Origin of the sequence: Streptomyces mangrovisoli, assembly GCF_000974985.2 — a bacterium.
In the GTDB taxonomy this organism is placed as follows: domain Bacteria; phylum Actinomycetota; class Actinomycetes; order Streptomycetales; family Streptomycetaceae; genus Streptomyces; species Streptomyces mangrovisoli.
Window position 1 is genome coordinate 191,212 of record NZ_LAVA02000011.1, and the last position, 19,865, is coordinate 211,076.

Annotated in this window: 20 protein-coding genes; 11 read left to right on the forward strand and 9 right to left on the reverse strand. The window is 73.8% G+C overall.

All coding sequences use genetic code 11. From position 1 onward, the window contains the following. Positions 1-21 precede the first annotated feature (21 nt). From WN71_RS05790 to WN71_RS05800, 3 genes are read left to right on the forward strand one after another with little or no spacing between them, the layout of a single operon-like run. Positions 22-777 carry a (Fe-S)-binding protein gene (locus WN71_RS05790; protein ID WP_046583434.1) on the forward strand — a complete coding sequence of 252 codons (756 nt, stop codon included), beginning with the start codon at positions 22-24 and terminating at the stop codon, positions 775-777. Continuing rightward, positions 774-2,261 (forward strand): LutB/LldF family L-lactate oxidation iron-sulfur protein, encoded by a 1,488-nt coding sequence (locus WN71_RS05795; RefSeq protein WP_046583436.1) that lies wholly within the window; start codon positions 774-776, stop codon positions 2,259-2,261. The genes WN71_RS05790 and WN71_RS05795 overlap by 4 nt, the downstream gene beginning before the upstream one ends. Next, positions 2,258-2,932, forward strand: coding sequence for a LutC/YkgG family protein (locus WN71_RS05800; protein ID WP_046583438.1), 675 nt, complete (start codon positions 2,258-2,260; stop codon positions 2,930-2,932). Before WN71_RS05795 ends, WN71_RS05800 begins: the two co-directional genes overlap by 4 nt. Positions 2,933-2,954: 22 nt before the next feature. On the opposite strand, the gene WN71_RS05805 is transcribed toward WN71_RS05800, so the two are convergent. After that, positions 2,955-3,542 (reverse strand): hypothetical protein, encoded by a 588-nt coding sequence (locus WN71_RS05805; protein WP_046583440.1) that lies wholly within the window; start codon positions 3,540-3,542, stop codon positions 2,955-2,957. Here WN71_RS05805 and WN71_RS05810 point away from each other — a divergent pair. Next, positions 3,541-4,227 (forward strand): hypothetical protein, encoded by a 687-nt coding sequence (locus WN71_RS05810; RefSeq protein ID WP_240529567.1) that lies wholly within the window; start codon positions 3,541-3,543, stop codon positions 4,225-4,227. The genes WN71_RS05805 and WN71_RS05810 overlap by 2 nt on opposite strands. Before the next feature lie 31 nt (positions 4,228-4,258). On the opposite strand, the gene WN71_RS05815 is transcribed toward WN71_RS05810, so the two are convergent. Then, complete coding sequence (locus WN71_RS05815) at positions 4,259-4,834, reverse strand: TetR/AcrR family transcriptional regulator (RefSeq protein ID WP_046583443.1); 576 nt, start codon at positions 4,832-4,834, stop codon at positions 4,259-4,261. 120 nt (positions 4,835-4,954) lie between these two features. Here WN71_RS05815 and WN71_RS05820 point away from each other — a divergent pair, with 120 nt between their 5' ends. Then, the gene (locus WN71_RS05820; RefSeq protein WP_046583446.1) at positions 4,955-5,812 is read left to right on the forward strand and encodes an AAA family ATPase; all 858 of its coding nucleotides are present in this window, start codon (positions 4,955-4,957) and stop codon (positions 5,810-5,812) included. Between the two features lie 83 nt (positions 5,813-5,895). Further along, on the forward strand, positions 5,896-7,296 hold the full coding sequence (locus WN71_RS05825; protein WP_046583495.1) for a VWA domain-containing protein: 1,401 nt from the start codon (positions 5,896-5,898) through the stop codon (positions 7,294-7,296). A 147-nt stretch (positions 7,297-7,443) separates the two neighbouring features. Here WN71_RS05825 and WN71_RS05830 read toward each other — a convergent pair whose 3' ends face one another. The 6 genes from WN71_RS05830 to WN71_RS05855 all read right to left on the reverse strand — a co-directional run bounded on the left by WN71_RS05830 (position 7,444) and on the right by WN71_RS05855 (position 12,398). Next, positions 7,444-7,809 (reverse strand): cupin domain-containing protein, encoded by a 366-nt coding sequence (locus WN71_RS05830; protein WP_046583448.1) that lies wholly within the window; start codon positions 7,807-7,809, stop codon positions 7,444-7,446. Between the two features lie 76 nt (positions 7,810-7,885). Further along, on the reverse strand, positions 7,886-8,860 hold the full coding sequence (locus tag WN71_RS05835) for a pyridoxal-phosphate dependent enzyme (protein ID WP_046583451.1): 975 nt from the start codon (positions 8,858-8,860) through the stop codon (positions 7,886-7,888). Continuing rightward, positions 8,857-9,639: a helix-turn-helix transcriptional regulator gene (locus WN71_RS05840; protein ID WP_046583497.1), complete on the reverse strand. Its 783-nt coding sequence runs from the start codon at positions 9,637-9,639 to the stop codon at positions 8,857-8,859. Before WN71_RS05840 ends, WN71_RS05835 begins: the two co-directional genes overlap by 4 nt. A gap of 177 nt (positions 9,640-9,816) precedes the next feature. Next, positions 9,817-10,719, reverse strand: coding sequence for a TIGR03943 family putative permease subunit (locus WN71_RS05845; protein ID WP_046583453.1), 903 nt, complete (start codon positions 10,717-10,719; stop codon positions 9,817-9,819). Beyond that, complete coding sequence (locus WN71_RS05850) at positions 10,716-11,831, reverse strand: permease (RefSeq protein ID WP_240529568.1); 1,116 nt, start codon at positions 11,829-11,831, stop codon at positions 10,716-10,718. Before WN71_RS05850 ends, WN71_RS05845 begins: the two co-directional genes overlap by 4 nt. A 207-nt stretch (positions 11,832-12,038) precedes the next feature. Further along, positions 12,039-12,398: an ArsR/SmtB family transcription factor gene (locus WN71_RS05855; protein ID WP_046583456.1), complete on the reverse strand. Its 360-nt coding sequence runs from the start codon at positions 12,396-12,398 to the stop codon at positions 12,039-12,041. 161 nt (positions 12,399-12,559) lie between these two features. Here WN71_RS05855 and WN71_RS05860 point away from each other — a divergent pair, with 161 nt between their 5' ends. From WN71_RS05860 to WN71_RS05880, 5 genes are all read left to right on the forward strand, one after another. Next, positions 12,560-14,005: an MFS transporter gene (locus WN71_RS05860; RefSeq protein WP_079177669.1), complete on the forward strand. Its 1,446-nt coding sequence runs from the start codon at positions 12,560-12,562 to the stop codon at positions 14,003-14,005. Positions 14,006-14,024: 19 nt separating this feature from the next. Continuing rightward, entirely contained in the window at positions 14,025-14,570 is a 546-nt protein-coding gene (locus WN71_RS05865) for a hypothetical protein (protein ID WP_240529569.1), read from the forward strand. A gap of 94 nt (positions 14,571-14,664) precedes the next feature. Beyond that, complete coding sequence (locus WN71_RS05870; protein ID WP_046583459.1) at positions 14,665-15,882, forward strand: permease; 1,218 nt, start codon at positions 14,665-14,667, stop codon at positions 15,880-15,882. A gap of 199 nt (positions 15,883-16,081) precedes the next feature. Continuing rightward, a complete protein-coding gene (locus tag WN71_RS05875; protein ID WP_046583461.1) occupies positions 16,082-16,687 on the forward strand; it encodes a hypothetical protein in 606 nt (201 codons plus the stop codon). Positions 16,688-16,717: 30 nt separating this feature from the next. Next, positions 16,718-18,307: an FUSC family protein gene (locus WN71_RS05880; RefSeq protein ID WP_079177670.1), complete on the forward strand. Its 1,590-nt coding sequence runs from the start codon at positions 16,718-16,720 to the stop codon at positions 18,305-18,307. A gap of 214 nt (positions 18,308-18,521) precedes the next feature. On the opposite strand, the gene WN71_RS05885 is transcribed toward WN71_RS05880, so the two are convergent. Continuing rightward, positions 18,522-19,544 (reverse strand): LacI family DNA-binding transcriptional regulator, encoded by a 1,023-nt coding sequence (locus WN71_RS05885; RefSeq protein ID WP_046583467.1) that lies wholly within the window; start codon positions 19,542-19,544, stop codon positions 18,522-18,524. Between the last annotated feature and the right edge of the window lie 321 nt (positions 19,545-19,865).

Here is a 19,865-nt window from a genome sequence, read left to right on the forward strand (position 1 = left end):
GACCGACCCCGAGGAGCCGCGATGCGTGTCGCACTGTTCCTGACCTGTGTCAACGACACGCTCTATCCGGACACCGGCCGCGCCGTGGTGAAGCTGCTGAACAGGCTGGGCGTCGACGTCGACTTCCCGATGGCGCAGACCTGCTGCGGGCAGGCGCACTACAACACCGGCTACCGCCACGAGGCGGAGCCGCTGGCCCGGCAGTTCTCCGATGTCTTCGGGGAGTACGACGCGATCGTCACGCCGTCGGGGTCCTGCGGGGCGATGGTGCGCGAGCTGTACCCGCGGATGGGTGAACGGGCCCGCGCCGAGGGCCGCGGCGACTCGCTCGCCCGGACGCTGGCGCCGGTGGTGACCAAGACGTACGAGCTGACGGAGTTCCTGGTGGACGTGGTGGGGGTGACGGACGTGGGGGCGTACTACCCGCGCACCGTCACCTACCACCCCACCTGCCACGGGCTGCGCGGCCTCGGTCTCGGCGACCGCCCGCGGCGGCTGCTCCGGGCGGTGAAGGGGCTCGAACTCGTCGAGCTGCCGGGGGCGGAGGAGTGCTGCGGCTTCGGCGGCACGTTCGCGCTGAAGAACTCCGACGTCTCGGCCGCCATGGGCACCGACAAGGTACGCAACGCCGAGTCGACCGGGGCCGACGTGCTCTGCGCGGCCGACAACTCCTGCCTGATGCACATCGGCGGCACGATGTCGCGGCTGAAGGTCGGCATGCGGCCCGTGCACATCGCGGAGATCCTGGCGAGCACGGAGGAGGAACCGGCCGTATGAGCGGGACGTTCATGGGGATGCCCGCCTTCCCAGAGGCGGCGCGCGAGGCGGTGGACAACCCCACCCTGCGCGGCAATCTGCGGCATGCGACGCACACCATCCGCGCCAAGCGCGCCAAGGCGGTCGCCGAGGTGTCCGACTGGGCGGAGCTGCGCGAGGCGGGCAAGCGGATCAAGGACCACACGCTGCGCCATCTCGACCACTACCTCGTGCAGTTGGAGGAGGCGGTCACCGCGGCGGGCGGCATCGTGCACTGGGCCGCGGACGCCGACGAGGCCAACGCGATCGTGACCCGGCTGGTCCAGGAGACCGGCGAGTCGGAGGTCGTCAAGGTCAAGTCGATGGCCACACAGGAGATCGGGCTCAACGAGGCACTCGAGGCGGCCGGCATCCGCGCCTACGAGACCGATCTCGCCGAGCTGATCGTGCAGTTGGGCAAGGACCGCCCCTCGCACATCCTCGTGCCCGCCATCCACCGCAACCGCGGCGAGATCCGCGACATCTTCGAGAAGGAGATGGGCGAGTGGGGCCGCCCGGCGCCCGAGGGGCTCACCGACACGCCCGCCGAACTCGCCGAGGCGGCGCGGCTGCACCTGCGGGAGAAGTTCCTGCGCGCCAAGGTCGGCGTCTCCGGCGCCAACTTCATGGTCGCCGAGACCGGCACGCTGGTCGTGGTGGAGTCGGAGGGCAACGGGCGGATGTGCCTGACCCTGCCCGAGACGCTGATCTCCGTCGTCGGCATCGAGAAGATCGTGCCGACCTGGCGCGACCTGGAGGTCTTCCTGCAGACCCTGCCGCGCTCCTCGACGGCCGAGCGGATGAACCCGTACACCTCGATGTGGACCGGCACCACCGACTCCCGGGCGGCGGACGGGCCGCGCGTCTTCCATCTGGTGCTGCTCGACAACGGCCGCACCGACACCCTCGCCGACGAGGTCGGCCGTCAGGCGCTGCGCTGCATCCGCTGCTCGGCCTGCCTGAACGTCTGCCCGGTGTACGAGCGGGCCGGCGGCCACGCCTACGGCTCGGTCTACCCGGGCCCGATCGGCGCCATCCTCAGCCCCCAACTACGCGGCACCGCGAGCGAGATCGACGCCTCGCTGCCGTACGCCTCGTCGTTGTGCGGGGCCTGCTACGAAGTGTGCCCGGTCGCCATCGACATCCCCGAGGTGCTGGTGCACCTGCGCGAGCGGGTCGTGCAGGGCGGGCCGGCGGTCCGCGAGGGCAACAAGGTGGTGCTGCGGCCGGCGAAGGGACACGCGGCGGAGCGGGCGGCCATGCGGGCGGCGCGCTGGGCGTTCAGCCACCCGGGCGCGCTGCGCGCCGGGCAGCGGCTCGCCTCCCGGACCCGCCGCGCCCATCCGCGGCACCTGCCCGGCCCGGGCAAGGCGTGGACCGGCAGCCGGGATCTGCCCCCGCTGCCCGCGGAGCCGTTCCGCGACTGGTGGCAGCGCACCCACGGCGGAAAGGACGGCGTCCAGTGAGCGGCCCCGAAGTCAGCAGCAGGGAACGGATCCTGGGGCGGGTGCGACGCGCGCTGGCCGACGTACCGGGCGACGGCGCTCCCCCCGCCGGGCCCGCGTACGAGCAGGAGGTCGAGCGCGGCTACCTCCGCCGCCACGGGGACCTCGATGCCGCCGGGACCGTCGAACTGCTGGCGGAGAACCTGGCCGACTACCGCGCCTTGGTGCACCGCTGCTCGGAGGCCGAACTGCCTTCCCTCATCGGCCGGTTGCTGGCCGCGCGCGGCGCGCGGACGGTCGTCGTACCGCCGGGTCTCGACCCGGACTGGCTGTCGGGGACCGGGGCCGAGCGGGTCGAGGACACGGCCACCGACTCGCCGGAGCGGCTGGACGCGGTGGACAGTGTGGTCACCGCGTGCGCGGTGGCGATCGCCGAGACCGGCACGATCGTCCTGGACGGCGGTCCCGACCAGGGCCGCCGCCGGATCACCCTCGTGCCCGACCACCACGTGTGCGTGGTACGGGTGCCCGAGCAGGTCGTCTCCTCGGTGCCGGAGGCGCTCGAACGGCTCGACCCCGTACGCCCGTCGACGTGGATCTCCGGCCCGTCCGCGACCAGCGACATCGAACTGGACCGGGTCGAGGGCGTGCACGGGCCGCGCACGCTGGAGGTCGTGCTCGTGAGCGCGTAGGGGTTCCGGGCCGGGTTCCCGTTCAGGACCAGACGATCGGGCAGCCGCGGCGAATGGAGTGCTGGGCCGCGCGGAGGTACAGTGCGACGTAGAAGGCCGCGTCGAGGTCCTCGCTCCACGGACCGGGGCGCTTCGCGGCGAGCGCCTCGGCCTCTCCTTCCCGGAACCAGAAGGTGAGGTCGAGGTTGTCGCACATCTCGGGTACCTCCGCGGGCAGTTCGATCGCCGCCGCCAGGCGCTCCGCGAGGGCGAGGACCTGCGGGGCGCCGGCCGCCATCGCGTTGTCGGTGTAGCCGTCGCCGACCTCCAGCCATATCTCCTCGTCGAGGGAGAACGGCACCAGCACCGACCAGCCGCAGAACTCGTCCTGCTGCTCGGGCGTCAGATGCGCGGCGCACAGCGCGCTGAACCCGTCCATCGGCGGGATGAGCTTCTCCTCGAACTGCGTGCCCGAGCCGTGCCGGAACTCCGCCGCCGCCGGCACGGACTCGTACGCCGGCAGGCCGCGCTCGCGCAGCCGTTCGTTCAGCGCGGCGGCGAGTTCCCCGCGCCCGTCCTCGCTGTCGTCGAACCACTCCTGCGCGTCGACGCTCACCAGATAGACACCCATGCGCCGCACAGTAGAGGGCGCCACTGACAACGGCCGCCGCGGCGGCTCGGACCGCGGCTGGGAGGATGCACGGGTGAACCACTTCTCGTACCGCCCGATCGGACCGGGTGACGACCGGCCCCGTCTCCCCGAACCGCGACCCGCCGAGCCCGGTCGCTGGCCGATGCTGGAGGCCGCGCTCGCGGTGGTCAACCGCGATGTGACGGCGACCCTGCCGGGCCAGGAGCCGCTGATCCTGATGGCCGTCCCGTCCCACGAGCCCACGCCGCAGGGCGGGTTCGACGGGGAGCAGGTCCATGTGGCGCTGCCCGACGGCCGTTGGCACGGCAATCAGGTCAACGCGTACGACCCGGAGGAGGGCGACCCGGAGGAGCCGGACGACGAGGAGACGGCCCTGAGCGTGGTCGCGGACGCCGCGCAGTCGACCCTCATGGAGCTGCTCTGGCAGACGTGGCCGATCTGCCCGGAGCACAAGCTCGGCACCCACCCGCGCCCGGCCGGGAGCACCGAGGACTGGTACGAGACCACGACGCAAGCGGACGGGCCGACGGTGTGGTGGTGCCGGGGCGACCAGGACAGCCACGGCCACGACCTCTGCCGGGTGGGCGAGTTGGCGGGCACGCTCCCGGGGAAGGAACGGCGCGCGCTGCGGCGCGCCGAACGCGCACGCGGCGAGCGGCCCTAGGACCGGACAGCCGACCAGGGCCGGTCAGGCCCTAGTCGACGACGCCCGCCGCGTCCAGCAGGGCCGTCGCCGTCGCCACCGCGAGGCCGTCGTCGAGGTGTTCGACGCCCGAGCCGGCGCGGGCGCTCGCGCCGTCGAAGACCAGCATCAGCTGGCGGGCGAGGAGGTGCGGGTCGCGGGCGCCGCCGCGTTCGGCGGCTGCGCGGAAGGACGCCTCCAGGCGCTGCTTCGCGCCGCTCGCGACCACGCTCGCCGGATGTTCGGGGTCCTTGAGCTCGACGAGCACCGCGAGGTAGGGGCAGCCGTGGTAACCGGGGTCCGTGGCCGTCTTCTGGATCTGCTCGAAGGTGTACAGGATCACCGCGCGGGAGGTGGGGGCGTCCTCGGGGGCAGGGGTGAGCAGCGCCTCGTACCGCGGCAGGCCGCGGCGCAGGCTCTCGGCGAGGACCTCGTCCTTGCTGTCGAAGAGCTGGTACATGGACCGCTTGGAGACGCCGGCCGCGCGGCAGAGCGCCTCGACGCCGATGGAGACGCCGTCGCGGTAGAACAGGTCGGCCGCCGCGTCGAGCAGCCGGTCCCGGGTGGGTGCCTTGTCCGTGGTGGCCATAGAGGTGAGGGTACCGCGCCGGACCGCGAACGGAAACTGATCGGTTTTCGGCGTGTACAGCAAGGTGAACAAGCGCTTAGATAGGAGCGCGCCCGATCGCCGAACCGCACGGAGGCCCCGTTGTTCACGTCCGTCGACGATGTCTCCGCCCGCCTCGCCGAGACCGGGTATCTCGCCTCGCCCGCCGTCGCCACCACCGTCTTCCTGGCCGACCGGCTCGGCAAGCCGCTCCTGGTGGAGGGCCCCGCCGGGGTGGGCAAGACCGAACTGGCCAAGGCCGTCGCCGCCGTCGCGGACGCCCGCCTCGTACGGCTCCAGTGCTACGAGGGCGTCGACGAGTCGCGCGCCCTGTACGAGTGGAACCACGCCAAGCAGCTGCTGCGCATCAGCGCGGGCCGCGACGAGAGCTGGGACGAGGCGCGCACGGACATCTTCAGCGAGGAGTTCCTGCTCACCCGCCCCCTGCTCACGGCCATCCGCGGCGACGAACCCACCGTCCTGCTGATCGACGAGACCGACAAGGCCGACGTCGAGATGGAGGGGCTGCTCCTGGAGGTGCTGAGCGACTTCCAGGTGACCGTGCCCGAACTCGGCACCATCACCGCGACCCGCCGCCCGTTCGTCGTGCTCACCTCCAACGCCGGACGCGAGCTGTCCGAGGCCCTGCGCCGCCGCTGCCTGTTCCTGCACATCGGCTTCCCCGACGAGGAGCTGGAGCGCCGCATCGTGCGCCTGAAGGTTCCGGGGCTGTCCGAGGCGCTGACGGCGTCGGTGGTGCGGGTGATCGGCGCGCTGCGCGCGATGGACCTGCGCAAGGTGCCGTCGGTCGCCGAGACCGTCGACTGGGCGCGCACCCTGCTGGCGCTCGGCGCCGACACCCTCGACGAGCAGGTCGTACGCGACAGCCTGGGCGTGATCCTCAAGCATCAGGACGACATCCTGAAGGCGGCCGCCAAGCTCGACCTGGACGCCCTGTGACCACCCCGCCCACGCCGGCCACCCCGAGCACCGCGGACACGGCGGGCGCGGCGGACACGGCGGACTTGGCCGATTCGGCGGACTTGGCGGACACGGCGGGCGCGGCGGACACGGCGGGAGTCGCCGAGCGGCTGACCTCCCTGGTCGCGGCGCTGCGCGCGCACGGCCTGCGGATCGGCACGGGCGAGACCGTGGACGCCGCCCGCGCCGTGGAGGCGCTCGGCCTCGCGGACCGGGAGCTGCTGCGCGAGGGCCTCGCCGCCACGCTGCTGCACGACCTGGGCCGGCGCAGGGTGTTCGACCAGGTCTTCGATCTGTACTTCCCGCGCCGGGTCGGCGGCCCCGAGGACGCGTCGAGCGACCGCGACGACCTGCGCGACCGGCTCGCCGAGGCGCTCGCCGCCGGGGACCGCGCACTGCTGGCGATGCTGGCCGCGGAGGCGGTCGACGCGCTGGGCCGCTACGGCACCGGCGCGCAGGGCGGCGACGGCGGCGGTCCGGGCGGCGACGGCTGGTCGTCGTACCAGACGCTCGACCGACTGCGCCCGCAGACGCTGCTCGCCCGCGTGCGCACGAGCGTGCGGGAGCGGGACGGGGCCACCGGGTTCGCCGACCGGCTGCTCGACGACGAGATCCGGCGGCGCATCGAGGCGTTCCGGACGCTCGTGGCCGCCGAGGCACGGCGCCGGGTCGCAGAGCGGCGGGGCGCCGAGGAGATCGCCCGGCGGGCCGTCGCCCCGAGCGCCGACCGGGTCGACTTCCTCTACGCGGGCCGCGACCGTCTCGCCGAGCTGCGCCGGACCGTGCAGCCGCTGGCCCGCAAGCTGGCCACCCGGCTCGCGGCGCGCCGCCGTCGGGCCGCCCGCGGCAGCATCGACCTGCGCCGCACCCTGCGCGGCTCACTGTCGACCGGCGGCGTCCCGATGAAGCCGGTGCTGCGCCGACGCCGCCCCGCCCGGCCCGAACTGGTGCTGCTGTGCGACGTGTCGGGGTCGGTGGCGGGCTTCTCGGACTTCACCATGCTGCTGGTGCAGGCCCTGCACGACCAGTTCTCCAAGGTACGGGTGTTCGCCTTCGTCAACCGGCTCGACGAGATCACCCCGCTCCTGGTGCACGGCACGGCCGACCCGGAGGGGCTGGGCGCGCGGATCCGCTCCGAGGCGACGCTCACCGCCTGGCACGGCAGCAGCGACTACGGCGTGGCGCTGGGCGAGTTCGCGGAGCGCCACGCCGACTCGGTGGGCCCGCGCGCCACGGTGTTCGTCCTCGGCGACGCCCGCACGAACATGGCCGACCCGAACCTGCCCGCCGTACGCCGGATCGCCGCGCGGGCGCGCCGCGTGTACTGGCTCAACCCCGAGCCGCGCGCCCAGTGGGGCACAGGGGACTCGGCGGCACCCGCGTACGCCGGCCTGGTCGAGATGCACGAGTGCCGCACCGCCCACCAGCTCAGCGCCCTGGTGGCCCGCCTGCTGCCGGTGTGACCGCCGGACGGCCGCCCGCACCCCTCGGCGCGACCCTGGCGGCCGTACCGGCGGCCAGGGCACCCGCACCAGTCGGCCCGCCCGCGGCGGCCGTGCCCGTCGCCTGCACCACGCCGCCGAGGTGTCCGTCGGACGACGGGGCGGTTCTCAGGTGTCGTCCGCCTTGGCGTACTCGTTGGCCATGGTGCCCGCGAAGTCGTACACGATGGCCTGCTCGTCCCCCACCACCCAGGCGTCGTGTCCCGGGGGCAGGACGAAGACGTCGCCGGGCCCGACCTCGCCCTCGCCGCCGTCGTCCATGACCACGTGCATACGGCCCTGGACCATGTAGCCGTTGTGGTGGATCTGGCAGGTCTTGGTGCCCGCGATCGGGCCCACGGACTCCGACCAGCGCCAGCCCGGTTCGAAGGTGCCCACGGCGAAGTCCAGCCCGGTGAGGTGGACGGCCTCGAGGTGACCACGCGGAAAGTCGCGCCGCTCGTCGGCTTTGTCGACCGTCTTCACTTCCAGCATGACGGGCCTCCCTTCCGTCCACTCCATGGTCCGCCTGTCAAACGGGCGGTGCCAACCTGGTGCCGTACGCGGACGATCAGTGGGCGGGGCCCAGCAGTTCCGCGAAGCGTGCCGCGTCGACGTTGCCGCCGGAGAGGATCACCCCGACCCGCTTCGGCAGCCGCCCCGCGCGCCCGGCGAGGAGGGCCGCGAGCCCGCTGGCACCGCTCGGCTCCAGCACGGTCTTCAGCCGCTCGAAGGCGAAGCGCATCGCGTCGCGGATCTCGTCGTCGCCGACCAGCACGATCTCGTCGACCAGCCGCCGGGTCACCGAGAACGTCAACTCTCCGGGCGTGTGCACGGCTTGGCCGTCGGCTATGGTCCGCGGCACCGGTACGGCGACCCGGTGGCCCGCCGCCAGGGACCGCTTGGTGTCGTCGCCCGCCTCCGGCTCTACACCCATCACCCGCAGGCCGGGGTGCAGCCCCTTCGCGGCCGTGGCGCAGCCCGCGATCAGCCCACCGCCGCCGACGGGCACCAGCAGGACGTCCAGTTCGCCCGTCTCCTCCAGCAGTTCGAGGGCGGCGGTGCCCTGCCCCGCCATCACGTGCGGGTGCTCGTACGGCGGGATGAGGGTCAGGCCCCGCTCGGCTGCCAGGGCCTCGGCGATGGCGACGCGGTCGCCGGTGTAGCGGTCGTAGGTGACGATCTCGGCGCCGTAGGCGGCGGTCGCCTCGCGCTTCGACCGGGGGGCGTCCTCCGGCATCACGATCACCGCGGTGGTGCCGAGCTCCCGGGCGGCGAGGGCGACGGCCTGGGCGTGGTTGCCGGAGGAGTAGGCCGCTACGCCGCGGGCGAGCTGCTCGGGGCCGAGCCGGGAGGCCGCGTTGTAGGCGCCGCGGAACTTGAAGGCGCCGACCCGCTGGAGGTTCTCGCTCTTGAGGTGGACCTCTGCGCCCACGAGTGCGTCGAGGGTGCGCGAGCGCAGCACGGGGGTGCGGTGGGCGACGCCCTTGATCTGATCGGCGGCCTCGCGGATGTCGTCCAGGGTCACCGGCGGGTGGATGGTCACGCGTGATCTCCCTCGGGGTTCGGTACGAGGTTCGGGGCGGGCTCCGGGACGTTGCCCTGGGCGAGGTCAGGGATGTTGTCCGGGCTGGGGTCCTGGACGTTGTCCGGGGTGGGCGGCCGGGCGGCTCTCGCCTGGGCCAGGTAGCTGTAGGCGGAGGCGCGGGAGATGCCGAGCCGGCGGGCCACCTGCTCGACCGAGCGACGGACCGCGAACACGCCCCTGCGGTCGAGGCCGCGGAAGAGGTCCAGGCGCTGGTCGCGGTCGAGTCCGGACCAGTCCGCATGCCGGTGCAGCTGGTCGGCGTCGACGATCGCGTCGATCACCGAGTCGAGGTCGTCGCCGAAGAAGGTGGTCGGCGGCTCCGCGGGGGCGGCGCCCAGCCCGGCGAGCGCGCCGAGCAGGGCGTGGGCCTGGTCGACGGCGGTCACGTCCACGTTCACACACAGGGCGCCGAAGACCGCGCCGGTCGAGTCCCGCAGGGGCAGCGTCGAGGACTTGAGCAGCTTCCCGGACGGGGTGCGGGTGCGGTAGCCGACCTCGTCCCGTGCCGCGTCGCCCAGGGCGGCCATCCGGAGGCCGATCTCGCTCATCGTGGCGCCGACGGCCCGCCCGGTGACGTCTCCGCCGACGGCGACGACGGAGTGCTCGGGGTCGCGGTAGTCGTGCAGGACCACTTCGCAGACGGGCCCGAACGTGGCCGCGAGCCCGCCGACGATCCGGGCCAGCGCGCCGAGAACGGCGTCACGCTCATGGCGCAGCGCGGTGTCGGTAGCTCCCACGCGCCCCACCCCCTTCCCACTCCTCTGTTCTGGGTCATCCGCCTCTGGACCATCTGTCCAATCACTGTACAGAATTTCCAGAGACCACCCAAGGGGGCGCGGGAGCGCGGGGTGGTGAAGGGGGGGCGCGCGGGAGCGCAAGGTGCCAGGGAGCCGTGTGAAAGAGAGAGGGGACCGTCAGGACGGGGTCAGCGGCAGGTCGTCCGTGAACGCGTTGACCGGCTGGGCCATGGGCCGGGTGCCGCGCACGTCGAGGGCCGCCTCCGCGGACCTCGTGCCGAGGGCACCCCGGGGGTGCCAGGTGCCGGTGACCGCGAGCCAGGTGTCGGCGGCCGGCGCCCCGCCGCCGTACATGCGGATCTTGACGGTCTGCGCGTCCGCCGCGCAGCACGTGAAGATGATCCGGGTCAGATACCAGCCGCCGCCCCGCGCGGCCGGGGTGACGAAGCCGGTGAGCCGCACCGCGCGGCCCTCGATGGCGTGGGCGTGGTCCTGTTGGACCCGGGTGGTGAAGTCGGTGAGGGTCATCGGCAGCGGAGAGGTCGCGGGCAGGGGCGCGAACTGCTGGTGCCGGGCGACGGGTTTCCCGCCGGCCCGGGCCGCCGTGTACGCGCCGAGGGCGGACGGGGCGTAGACCAGCAGGCTCAGCGCGGGCAGGAACAGCAGCCAGGCGACTCGGGGGGCGGCGGCGTGGTCGTGGCCGTGGTCGTGACCGTGGTCATGGGTGTGCTCGCGCTGGTGCTCGTCGCCGTGGTCGTGGTCATGGGTGTGCTCGCGCTGGTGCTCGTCGCCGTGGTCATGGGCGTGCTGGTGCTGGTGCTGGTGCTCGTGGTCACGGGTGCAGGCGTGACCGTCCGCGGAGCAGTCGGCCGCACCGCCCCCGGCCCGCTCCCGCTTCCGTTCCCGCCACCCCAGCACCCCCGACACCGCCCCCAGCAGCGTCAACAGCACCCCGGAGGCGATCAGCAGCGGGCGCAGCCCCTCCTTGACGTAGCGCAGGTACAGATCGGTGAACAGCGCGGAGTGCAGCAGTCCGGCTCCGATGAGGAGCAGCAGGACCACCTGGACGGGGCGCTTCACAGCAGCGTGCCTCCGATCAGAACGCTGGCGGCGACCGCGACGACCGTCGTCGCCGTGGAGAAGCGGACGGCGAAGGCGCGGCCGAACGTGCCGGCCTGAAGGGCGATCAGTTTCAGATCGACCATCGGCCCCACGACCATGAACGCCAGCCGGGCCGTCGGCGAGAACCCGGTCAGGGACGCGGCGACGAACGCGTCCGCCTCCGAGCAGACCGCCAGCAGCACGGCCAGCCCGGCGAGGAACAGCACCGACAGCCAGGGTGAACCGGAGAAGGTGTCGAGGACCGAACGGGGAACGGCCACGTTGAACGTCGCCGCCGCCATCGCGCCCAGCACGAGGAACCCGCCCGCGTGCAGGAAGTCGTGCTGGAAACCCTCGCGGAACTCCCGCCACCGGTTGCCGCCGTGCCGGTGCCCGGTGTGCCGCACGACGGGCCGCAGCCATTCCTCCTTGCCGAGCCAGAGCCACAGCCATCCCATGACCGCGGCCGTCGCGAGCGACGCGAGCAACCGGGCCGCGACCATCGCGGGGTTGCCGGGGAACGCGACCGCCGTCGCGGTGAGCACGACCGGGTTGATCGCGGGCGCGGAGAGCAGGAACGCGAACGCCGCGGCCGGGGTGACACCCCGCCGGATGAGGCTGTTCGCGACGGGCACGGAGGCGCACTCGCAGCCCGGCAGCACCGCGCCGGCCATCCCCGCGACCGGGACCGCGAGCGCGGGCCGCCGGGGCAGCACCCGGGTGAACAGGTCGGCCGGGACGAAGGCGTTGATCGCCCCGGACAGCAGGGTGCCCAGCAGCAGGAAGGGCAGCGCCTGCACGGTGATGGCCAGACAGACCGTGCGCCACGCCTGGACGGCCGGCCGGTCCGGCCACGCGGTGCCCGCCAAGAGAACGAGAGCGGAGACGGCCGCGGCCAGGACGAGGGCGGCCCACGGAGGGCGCACGCGGCGTCGGCGCCGGACGGCGGGGCCCGGTGCCGGTGTCGCGATCGCCGTCGCCGTCACCGCCGTCGTCGCCGTGCCGGTCACCGCCGTCGTCGCCGTGGCCGTCACTGCCGCCGTCGCCGTCGCCGTCGGTACCGGTGTCGCCCCGGCCGCACCCTCGGCCATTTCATCCGCTTTTGACATTTTCACTCCGGATGTCAGTGTCTGGCCGAACATAAGCGACACCCGGAGTCAGGTCAGCGCGCACACGCCGCCGCGCGCGAATGCCCCCCTGTCAGTCGTGCGGCACCCGGCCCCGAACCCGCGGCACCCGGCCCCGCGGCACCCGCCCCAGCCACGCGACACCCGACTGCGGCCCCGCCGCACCGGACCTCAGTCGTGCGGCGCCTGGCCGCTCACCCGGTGGTCGGCGTGGCTGAGCGCCTCCATCACCAGTCGGCGCAGATGCCCGTCGCGGAGGCTGTAGTACACGTGCCGGCCCGCGCGCCGCGTCTCGACCAGCCCCGCCAGCCGCAGCTTGGCCAGGTGCTGGCTGACCGCCGTACGGGACGCGCCGCACCGCTCGGCGAGCGAGCCGACGTCCGACTCGGCCTGCGCGAGCAGCCACAGCAGATGGAGCCGGGTCGCGTCCGAGAGCAGCGCGAACACCTCCGCCGCCTCCGCGAGCCGGACACCGTCCGGCGGCCGCAGATGCGCACCGGGTGCAGCTGACAGGGGCTCGCGAGCAGACATGGACACAGCGTAGAGCGCCCCGAGTCGGCACAGAGCGCCAGGAGTCGGCCGCGGAGCGGGCGCCGGGACCGATTCCGTACCCGACAGGTGCGCATCTGCGCACCTGTCGATACAGTGAGGACAGACCCTGGCACCGCTCCCCGTCCGGCCGAGGGACCCGCATGATCTCCGTGCTGCGCAACCCCGTCTACCGCCGTCTGCTCGTCGCCCAGGTGGTGGCCCTGGTCGGCACCGGTCTCGCCACGGTCGCGCTCGGACTGCTCGCCTACGACCTCGCGGGCGCGGACGCCGGTTCGGTGCTCGGCACCGCGCTGGCCGTGAAGATGGCGGCGTACGTGACGATCGCCCCGGCAGCCGGCGCACTCGCCCGCCGGCTGCCGCGCCGGGCGCTCCTGGTGAGCGCGGACCTCGTCCGGGCCGCGGCAGCGCTCACCCTGCCGTTCGTGGACCAGGTGTGGCAGGTCTACGTCCTGATCTTCCTGCTCCAGTCGGCGTCGGCCGTGTTCACGCCGGTCTTCCAGTCGGTCGTACCCGACGTGCTGCCCGCCGAGCGCGACTACACGCGGGCGCTGTCCCTGTCGCGTCTCGCCTACGACCTGGAGAGCCTGTTCAGCCCGGCGCTCGCCGCCGCCCTGCTCTCACTGATCGCCTACAACTGGCTCTTCCTCGGCACGGTCGCGGGGTTCCTCGGCTCGGCGGCGCTGGTGGTCTCGGCGGTACTGCCGAAACGGGTCGCGGGGGCGGACGACGCGGTCCGGGCCGACTCACGTCGGTCGCCACGTACAGCAACGGGCCGCGGCACCCACGCGGAGGCCGCGTCCGGCGTCCGCCTCTTCCTCTCCACCCCCCGGCTGCGCGCCCTGCTCGCGCTCGATCTCGCGGTGGCCGCGGCCGGCGCGGTGGTCACGGTCAACTCCGTGGTCTACGTCCGCGACGCGCTGGGCCGGAGCGCGGGCGACGTGCCGCTCGCGCTCGGCGCCTACGGCGGCGGGTCCATGGCCGTGGCGCTGCTGCTGCCGCGCGTTCTGGAGCGGGTGCCGGACCGGACGGTGATGCTGCGCGGCGCACTGGTCCTGTCCGTCGTCTTCGCCGGACTGGCCGCGCTCACGGCGGCCCGCGACGGCGACTGGCGCTGGCCCGCACTGCTGCTGACGTGGGCCGCGTTCGGGGCCGGCTGCTCGATGGTGCTCACACCGACCGGGCGCCTGATCCGCGACGCGGCGCCGCCCGAGCTGCGCGCATCGGCGTTCGCGGCGCAGTTCTCGCTGTCGCACGGCTGCTGGCTGCTGACGTATCCGCTGGCCGGCTGGCTCGGTGCGGCCGGCGGGCTGGAGTCGGCGGTGGTGGTGCTCGGCGCGGTGGCCGCGGCGGCGGGCCGGCGCGCGGCACGGCTGTGGCCTGCGGAGCCGGCCCGCGTCCCGGCCGTGCCGGACACCCGCCCGGCGCCGGGCGGCGGCCAAGCCCCGGACACCCGCCCAGCGCCGTACACCCGCCCGGCGCCGGGCGGCGGTCGGAGGGATGTCGCGCCGGCCGGTCCTGGTTCGCGCGGCGGCCGGAGGGATGCCGCGCCTGCCGACCCTGGTTCGGGGGCTCCGGGCGCACACTGAAAGGACCGGGAGGAGCCCTATGCACACAGCCGGAACCCCCGCCCCCTCCGCCACCGGCGCCTGGTACCGCCGTCTTCTCCTGCTGCTGGTACGGCGGCTGCGCGGCCCCCGGCCCGCCGCTCCCCCGCGCATGTCCCGCCCGGCACAGGTGCTGGCGCTGCTCGGCGTCCTCGACGAGGCTGTCGGCGCGCAGCGGTCCACCGACGCCGCGGTGGCCGCGTGCGGCGACCCTGGCCCGCTGCCCGCTTCCGCCGCACAGGACTGCGGCCGGGTCAGCTCGACCGTGCACCGGCTGCGCACCCGGCTGCGCGAACTGCCCCTCACCGAGGGCGACCTGAGGGAGATCCGGACGCGCGCGGAACGGCTGCTCGCCTACGACCAGTGGATGGTGCGCCAGTCCCTGGACCTGGCCTTCGCCGTGCAGCGCAGCTCCCGGATCGAGGCGGCCCGGCTCCAGCTCAACGGCCTCGGACGCCCGGCGGACGAACTGCGCCGCCTGCGGGACGCCCTGCGCGAGGGCGTCCTGCGGGAGTACGACGAGGCCGCCTCACCGTCGTCCTCGTGAACCGGTCCTCCGCCGCGCCTGATACCCCCCAGGGGTACACTCGCGACTCACGGCCCCTGGTCGGTGACGGACCCACGGCGAAAGGCACGCGACGATGGACGCGATCAGGCACGCCCTCTCCCTCACCGGATCGATGACATGGGAGATCACCTGGGCGCTCATCCTCGGCTTCACGCTCTCCGCGGTGGTGCAGGCCGTGGTCCGCCGGTCGACGGTCGTACGCCTGCTCGGCGACCACCGGCCGAAGACGCTCACGCTGTCGGCGGGCCTCGGCGCGGCCTCCTCGTCCTGCTCCTACGCCGCCGTCGCGCTGGCCCGCTCGCTGTTCCGCAAGGGCGCCGACTTCACGGCGGCGATGGCCTTCGAGATCGCCTCCACCAACCTGGTGATCGAACTCGGCGTGATCCTCGCGCTGTTGATGGGCTGGCAGTTCACCGCGGCCGAGTTCATCGGCGGGCCGATCATGATCGTCGTACTGGCGCTGCTGTTCCGCCTCTTCCTGCGGGCTCGGCTGCTGCGGGAGGCGCGGGCGCAGGCCGAGCGCGGTCTCGCCGGGTCGATGGAGGGCCACGCGGCGATGGACATGTCGGTCGGCGGCGAAGGAGGCTTCGCGCGGCGCCTGTTCTCGCGCGACGGGTACACGTCCGTGTCGCACATCTTCGTCATGGAGTGGGCGGCGATCCTGCGTGACCTGGTGGCGGGCCTGCTCATCGCGGGCGCGATCGCGGCCTGGGTGCCGGACGACTTCTGGCACACGTTCTTCCTCGTCGACCACCCCACCGCCGCGAAGGTGGTGGGGCCGCTCGTGGGACCGCTGGTGGCGATCGCGACGTTCGTCTGCTCGATCGGCAACGTGCCGATGGCGGTGGTCCTCTGGAAGGGCGGCATCAGCTTCGGCGGGGTGATCGCCTTCATCTACGCGGACCTGCTGATCCTGCCGATCCTCAACATCTACCGGAAGTACTACGGCGCCCTTATGGCGCGGTTCCTGCTGGTCACGTTCTTCGCCGCGATCGCGGTGGCGGGGTACGCGGTGGAGCTGCTCTTCGGCGGCCTCGGCCTGGTGCCCGACCAGGCCGACGCGACGGTTCCCGACGCGGGCGTCTCCTGGAACTACACGACCTGGCTCAACATCGCGTTCCTGCTGCTGGCGGCGGCGCTGGTCGTCCGCTTCCTGCGCACCGGCGGCCCGGCGATGCTCCGGATGATGGGCGGTTCACCGGAAGGCGACCACGGGCACGCGGGCCCCCCGCCCGGACCGGGGCACGGCCGGACGGCCCAGCGCCGGGTGGCACCCCGGCCGGCCCCGTGATCGCCTTGGACGACAGACCGCAGTGACGGCGGACCGCGATGTTACGGACCACCGTGACAGCGGACCACCACGACAACGGACCACTGTGACGGCGGACCACCACGACAACGGACCGCCATGACGACACACCGAGATGACGGCGCACCGCCATGACGACGGACCCCGGACGGCACGAACGACGACGAGGAGGAGGCCGAGGATGAGCGCGCGCCCCCGCCTCCGCTTCACCGGCTGGATCGCCGGACTCGGCACCTCGTCCGGCACCCGGCTGGTACTCGGTCACTGGACCCGGACACCGTTCGGGCCGTTCAGCGACGTCATGGTCGAACGACCCGACGGACACCGACTGTTGCTGGCGCCAAGTCGGCAGGCCGCCACGTTCGTCGCCGACACCTACACGTTCGACGACGTACGCGTCGAACCGGTCGGGGTGACCGTCGCGGCGGGCACCTGGACCGTCCGGGCGCCGTCGCTGGACCTGTCGTTCACCACCGGCCGCCGCACCGCGCTGGGCCTGCTGCTGCGTGCCGTGCCCCGCCGGCTGTCCGCCCGCCCGGCCTGGACCCTCGTGACGGACCTGCCCGCCCGGCTGCTGCTCGGCATCCGCACCCGCGGCAGCACGCGCGGCGGCCGGCGCGAGTGGTACGGCGCCCACGACGTCCGCCGCATCACCGCGGCCTCGGCCGTCTGCGAGGGCGCCCCGCTCGGCGGGCTCGCTCCGGTCGAGCCGCCGGTACGGTTCGGGTTCGCCTCCACCCCGCGCACCCCCAGCGTCGTACGGGTCACCACCACGGTGGCGACGTAGCGGCCGGCGGATCCGGGCGGCGGTCGCACGATGGCCAAGGACACCGGCACAGAGACCGGCACCGGCACCGGCACCGGGCGCCGAGCCCTGTGGCCACGGCTTCGGCCGGCCGACGCCTTCGTGTGGGGCAAGGGCTCCCCGATGCGGTACGAGTTCGCGTGGTCGGTGGTGATCGCGGTCGGCGTGCCGCTGTTCCTGCTCCTCGCCGTCGACCGGCTGGCCCTCGGCCTGTACACGGTGGCCGGCTCGAAGCAGGCGCTGTTCGGGCACGACCGGCCCTACGGCGCCCGCGCCCGGCTCCACCTGGGGCTGACCGCCGGTCAGACGGTGGCGGTGGCGGGCTCGGTGGCGGTGGCGTCGGCCGCGCTCCCCACGGCCGTACTGGTCGCGCTGGGCGCGCTGGTGGTGACGGCGCAGAAGGTGATGTGCGACGCGGTCCGCACCGGGCCGCCCGCGCAGGCGGTGCTCTCCTTCATCACCCTCGGGATCCTCTTCGGTCCCCAGGGCGGCCCGCTGTCCGAGCTGCCGCGCGACGTCCTGCTCTTTCTCGGCGCCGCGGCGTTCGCGGCGCTGGTGTGCCTGGTCCCGGCGCTGTGGAAGCCGCACGGCCCGGAGGCGGCGGCGGTCGCCGAGGCCGAACGGGCCGCCGCCGCGCACGTACCCCACCGGGCGTTGCCCGCGCTGACCACGGCCTGGGACGCGCTGGTGGCCGCGGGCCGGCCTCCCCCGGCCCTGATCCGGCGCCTGCTCGCTGCCGAGAACGCCTTCAGCGGCCGCCCGGCCCCGGCGCGGACCGGCCCCGAGGAGCTGAGCGGGGAGCTGCTCGAGGAGCTGCGCAGGGAGCTGGAGGTGCGCCGGGCGCAGCGGCCCCGGCATCCGGTGCTCGGCCGGCTCCGCCCCACGTCCCCGCTGTGGGGATCCGCGCTGCTCTGCCTGATCGGCTGCCTGGTCGCCGGATACGCCGCGTACGGGCTCGGTCTGGGCCGCCCCTACTGGGCCATCGTCACCGCCTGCGCCCTGTACCGGGGCAACACCGTCGTCGTGTGGCAGCGGGCGCTGCTGCGCACGGCGGGCACCCTCGGCGGCGTGCTGCTGTACGCGGCCGTCGCGCCGCTCGCCCGTGTCAGCGACGTCTGGCTGATCGTGCTCGTCCTGCTCATGACGATCGGCATCGAGACGTTCGTCAGCCGCAACTACGCGGCGGGCAACCTGTTCATCGCCCCGATGGCGCTGCTCATGACCAACCTCGCGGAACCGCAGAGCACCGGCACGCTGATCGGGACGCGCGCCGTCGACACGGTCGTCGGCGCGGTCGTCGGCGTCGCGGCCGCGTTCCTGGTCACGGACCGGCGCAACGCCCATCACGTCGTACGGACCCGGGAGCGCGCGCTGGCGGCGATCGCGGACGCCCGCGCGGCCCTCGACCGCGGGGCCCGGGGCGCCGACCTGATCGCCGTGCGCGACCGCCTCGGGCACGCCCTGACCGCCCTCGCCACGGCGGCGGACGACGCGGCGGGAGAGTGGCACGCGCCCGCCCTGCCCCCGGAGGAGGTCGCGGCGACTCTGCACGAAGGCCACGAGGTCGTCGTGCGGACGCTGCTGCAGACGGAAACCCGGTGAGCCACACCTGACGGCAGCTCCTGCGCGCCGAGCTCCCTCAGGCCGAGGAACCCTGGTGAACCACACCTGACGGCAGCCCCCGCGCGCCGAGCTCCCTCAGGCCGAGGAACCCTGGTGAACCACACCTGACGGCAGCCCCCGCGCGCCGAGCTCCCTCAGGCCGAGGAACCCTGGTGAGCCGGACTCGACAGCCGCCTCTCCGCACCAGCCCCCCTCAGCTCGACTCCCGCACCACCAGCCGGCACGGCACCGTGTACACCCCCGGCGCCGGCTCCGTGTCGATCGCCTCCAGCAGGCGCAGCGCGGCGATGCGGCCGATCTCGGTGAGGTTCATGTCGATGGTGGTCAGCGGCGGGCGGCAGGCGAGCGCCATGGTGTCCCAGTTGTCGTAGCCGACGACCGCGACGTCCCCGGGCACGCCGATGCCGCGTTCCCGCAGGGTGTCCGCGACGCCGCGGGCGATCTGGTCGTTGCCGCAGAAGAACGCGTCGGTGAGCGGCGCGGTGCGCAGTACGGCGTCGGCGGCGCGGCGGCCCCACGCCTCGCTCCACTCGCCGAAGTGGACGCGCCCGGTGGCCGGTTCGAGGCCGGCGGCGGCGAGGTGCTCGCGGGCGTGCCGCGCCCGTTCGCGGGCGGCCTGGTGGTGTTCGGGTCCGGTGACGTGCGCGACGGTGGTGCGCCCGGTGGCGAGCAGATGCTCCATGGCGAGGCGGGCGCCGCCCCGGTCGTCGGTGACGACGGAGGTGTCGGTCGGGTCGGTGGACGGCGAAAGCGCGTAGACGACCGGGATGCGCGGGTCGATGCCGACCAGCGGGGGCCGGGGGTCGGTGCGGCGGCCGGTGACGATGATGCCGTCGACCCGGCGGTCGGTGAGGTTGCGCAGGTGGTGCTGCTCGCGGATGGCGTCGCCGCGGGTGTCGCACAGCAGCACGGAGATCTTCCCGGCGCCGAGCGCGTCCTCCGCGCCCAGCAGCACCGGGGTGCTGAAGCGGCCGATGCCGTCGGTGGTCATCAGGCCGACGGTCCAGCTGCGGCCGCTGTGCAGGCTCTGCGCGTGCTGGTTGGGCCGGAACCCCAGCTCGGCCACCGCGTCCAGGACCCGCTGCCGGGTCTCGGGGCGCATCCGGCCGCCGCCGTTGAGCGCCTTGGAAGCGGTGCCGACGCTGACGCCGGCGAGGGCCGCGACGTCGGCGAGCCGGGCCCGGCCGGTGGGGGGAGAGCCTGGAGCAGAAGTCACGGGCAAACCTTTTCCTGAAGACGGAGATGCCTTTCATCGTGGCAGCGGCGGAGCGGAAGTTCCAGGGCGTGCGCACGGTGAAAAAAGCTTTGCCGCGACCCTTGACCGTCCTGCCCGGCTGCCCTGTACTGCTCGTCGAGAAAACGATTGCGCACAGCGGTACCCGCCCGCCCCATCCGGTCGCGGTCGGCGCCTCCCGAACTTCGACCAACGTTCGAGATATCGGACACCGAATCCCGGGCCGGAGACCCGAACGCCGGACCCGAGCCCCAGACCCGCCCGACGGACCCGAGCCCCAGACCCGCCCGACGGACCCGAGCC

Excerpts from the sequence above, each read along its gene's own strand:
- WN71_RS05850 (WP_240529568.1), bottom strand. The coding sequence starts at position 11,831 with ATGGCCGAGGGTGCGGCCGGGGCGACACCGGTACCGACGGCGACGGCG.
- WN71_RS05870 (WP_046583459.1), top strand. The coding sequence starts at position 14,665 with ATGGACGCGATCAGGCACGCCCTCTCCCTCACCGGATCGATGACATGG.
- WN71_RS05860 (WP_079177669.1), top strand. The coding sequence starts at position 12,560 with ATGATCTCCGTGCTGCGCAACCCCGTCTACCGCCGTCTGCTCGTCGCC.
- WN71_RS05795 (WP_046583436.1), top strand. The coding sequence starts at position 774 with ATGAGCGGGACGTTCATGGGGATGCCCGCCTTCCCAGAGGCGGCGCGC.
- WN71_RS05805 (WP_046583440.1), bottom strand. The coding sequence starts at position 3,542 with ATGGGTGTCTATCTGGTGAGCGTCGACGCGCAGGAGTGGTTCGACGAC.
- WN71_RS05790 (WP_046583434.1), top strand. The coding sequence starts at position 22 with ATGCGTGTCGCACTGTTCCTGACCTGTGTCAACGACACGCTCTATCCG.
- WN71_RS05815 (WP_046583443.1), bottom strand. The coding sequence starts at position 4,834 with ATGGCCACCACGGACAAGGCACCCACCCGGGACCGGCTGCTCGACGCG.
- WN71_RS05855 (WP_046583456.1), bottom strand. The coding sequence starts at position 12,398 with ATGTCTGCTCGCGAGCCCCTGTCAGCTGCACCCGGTGCGCATCTGCGG.
- WN71_RS05810 (WP_240529567.1), top strand. The coding sequence starts at position 3,541 with ATGCGCCGCACAGTAGAGGGCGCCACTGACAACGGCCGCCGCGGCGGC.
- WN71_RS05830 (WP_046583448.1), bottom strand. The coding sequence starts at position 7,809 with ATGCTGGAAGTGAAGACGGTCGACAAAGCCGACGAGCGGCGCGACTTT.
- WN71_RS05865 (WP_240529569.1), top strand. The coding sequence starts at position 14,025 with ATGCACACAGCCGGAACCCCCGCCCCCTCCGCCACCGGCGCCTGGTAC.
- WN71_RS05880 (WP_079177670.1), top strand. The coding sequence starts at position 16,718 with ATGGCCAAGGACACCGGCACAGAGACCGGCACCGGCACCGGCACCGGG.
- WN71_RS05875 (WP_046583461.1), top strand. The coding sequence starts at position 16,082 with ATGAGCGCGCGCCCCCGCCTCCGCTTCACCGGCTGGATCGCCGGACTC.